General features: G+C 36.9%; 3 protein-coding genes. 2 read left to right on the plus strand and 1 reads right to left on the minus strand.

What is annotated here, in order from left to right; translation table 11 throughout:
* The first annotated feature begins 151 nt into the window (after positions 1-151).
* Together ACLF5H_RS37275 and ACLF5H_RS37280 are read left to right on the plus strand one after the other, a co-directional pair.
* Complete coding sequence (locus tag ACLF5H_RS37275) at positions 152-391, plus strand: hypothetical protein (RefSeq protein WP_129264382.1); 240 nt, start codon at positions 152-154, stop codon at positions 389-391.
* Between the two features lie 190 nt (positions 392-581).
* Positions 582-827: an HTH-like domain-containing protein gene (locus tag ACLF5H_RS37280; RefSeq protein ID WP_164978118.1), complete on the plus strand. Its 246-nt coding sequence runs from the start codon at positions 582-584 to the stop codon at positions 825-827.
* Positions 828-1,051: 224 nt separating this feature from the next.
* On the opposite strand, the gene repM is transcribed toward ACLF5H_RS37280, so the two are convergent.
* Positions 1,052-2,026, minus strand: a complete 975-nt coding sequence (gene repM, locus ACLF5H_RS37285; RefSeq protein ID WP_421680409.1) for a replication initiation protein RepM — start codon at positions 2,024-2,026, stop codon at positions 1,052-1,054.
* Positions 2,027-2,279: the final 253 nt, after the last annotated feature.

The following is a 2,279-nucleotide window of genomic DNA, read 5'->3' on the forward strand; positions in this document are numbered from 1 at the left end:
AACGTAGGAGAATGTTCTTTCTATGCCTTGTGCTATGGGCGTTTCAGCTTGTCTAAAAGCTTTTAAAAGCATTTAAAAACATTAAAAACCCATTTTCATCATGAAAATTGCCCTAGGTTTTCGCTAAAGCTCAAACTTTTTGGACTTCGCTATGCTCAGTCAGGGGCAATTTTTAGCAAATGACGGAGAAAAATCAGAAGAAATCAAAAGCAAAAAGATTTTAAGCAAGGATACACAAAGGGTACTTTTTCACTACCGTGATAAATTCCCACTCTGTGACCTTGTTCAGGGCGAGCCCCGAAACCCCAACAGCAAAAGCAAAGGCAAAAATGGCACTCGCTTCGCTCGTGTCTTCTCAAAAGCAAAACCTTACGATAGTAAAACCATCTAGCAGCCAATATTTTTAAAAGCTGTTTTTCCGAGATGGTAACAATCGAACTTTCATTGTGTCGCTCGTAGACACTCGCTAATAATTTTATTGAAAAACACACAATTCAGTCATCATTATAAAAATTATCCTTGATAAATAATTTTGGATAGATTATATTTATTATCATAATTTATCCAAAAGGTGTTTAACAATGAATTCTAATGAAAAAATGATTTGCCAACGCATTGCTTTAGCTATTAAAGAAGCTCCAAGAAATCAAGCTACTGCTGAAATGCACTTGCAAATGATTAAATATGCTGATGAATTAAAAGATATTTCAGCTAAAGATTTTTGTGAAGAAACTGGTTTGTCAGCAAGCTACGGAACTGAATTCAGTAAAATGCGTAACTTAACTACTCGCTTAAAACTTGCTGGATTAAATGTAGCTATGATTTAAAAAATTAAACGAGTGTCTACGAGCGACACAATGAAAGTTCACGTATTTTTAAAAACAAAAAAAGCGTCACTATCGGTAGTGACGCTTTTTGAAAGCCATTAACAGCAAGGCTTTAAAGCACAATTTTCTACGTGATTGCCACGTGACAGACAAATTTTTACAAGGCAAAAAAAGCACCCATTGGAATCAATGGCTAAGTGCGCCCTTCGGGAAATTCGTCATGACTAAAAAATCACGCCAAATTCTTCTAGTTTATTTTCCCATTGGTCGGCTATTACATCGGTTGTAATCTCACTTTGGATACGTGCCATCATCTGTATGACTGATTCATCACTCTGTTTAAACCGATCTGATAAACGATTAGACATGATTAACCCTGTAATCTTGCTCGCTCTATGCTGTAAATCACTCAAATGTGCGTTTTCAGGCTGTTTTACGATGTTGGTAGGGATTTGACTAGGTTTTTCGATCCGTGGGCTAGAATCGCTATTTTTTGGTGTTTTAGACTCAGTTTTTTTCTTCTGTTTAAACTTGAATGAAAACCCTGTGATTGTCCGCCCTTTTTTGTGCTGTTCGTAGGTGGCTGTGATGTCGGTATGATCATTGATCTGCTTAAGTGCTAGCTCAATAACTCGCATCTTTAAGTTATCTGTTCTAGTGTATTCAGTATCTAAAACACCTATTCGTTTTCTAAACTCGCCTAATTCAATAACAGGGGTTTTTCCTGTGCTACGCCAACAGATCAATAATTCATACATACGGACAGCATAGGCACTCGATAAACCGCTAATTTGCTCAATATCATACTGGGTAAACTGTTCCTCTAATCGTGTTATGAGAGGAACAACCGCAGGAGAAAAAATAATCTCAACCGTTGCCGTTTCGTCAATATAAGCAATTTGTGATACCCATCGACTTGTAATATTCGCTCGTCCACGTTCTCGTTTTTCTTGATAGCTGAATTGACGTGCAAATAAGTCCTTGCAGGCATCTTTTAAGGCTTGGTATGCCGTTGTTCTGTGTACGCCAAACTGATTGATATAACTTTCTGCATGGACTGTAAGAGGGTCATTTGCATTGATTCCTTTGCCTGACTCTCTCGCCTCAACAATAGCAAGAAGAATTAACCGCTGTTCAACAAGATCTAAGTTGTAACTAGCGTTCATTAGGGCGTTATCTTTTACTATTAATTCGCTCATAACCTACAATTATTTTTTTGAAGTTATTCCTACATTAAAATATTTTGTAGTAATAAGAAAGGTAAACGTAGTGGTATTGATGGGTAAACGTAGTGGTATTGATGGGTAAACGTAGTGGTATTGATGGGTAAACGTAGGAGAATGTTCTTTCTATGCCTTGTGCTATGGGCGTTTCAGCTTGTCTAAAAGCTTTTAAAAGCATTTAAAAACATTAAAAACCCATTTTCATCATGAAAATTGCCCTAGGTTTTCG

Origin of the sequence: Streptomyces sp. LaBMicrA B280, assembly GCF_049222185.1 — a bacterium.
GTDB lineage: Bacteria > Actinomycetota > Actinomycetes > Streptomycetales > Streptomycetaceae > Streptomyces > Streptomyces murinus.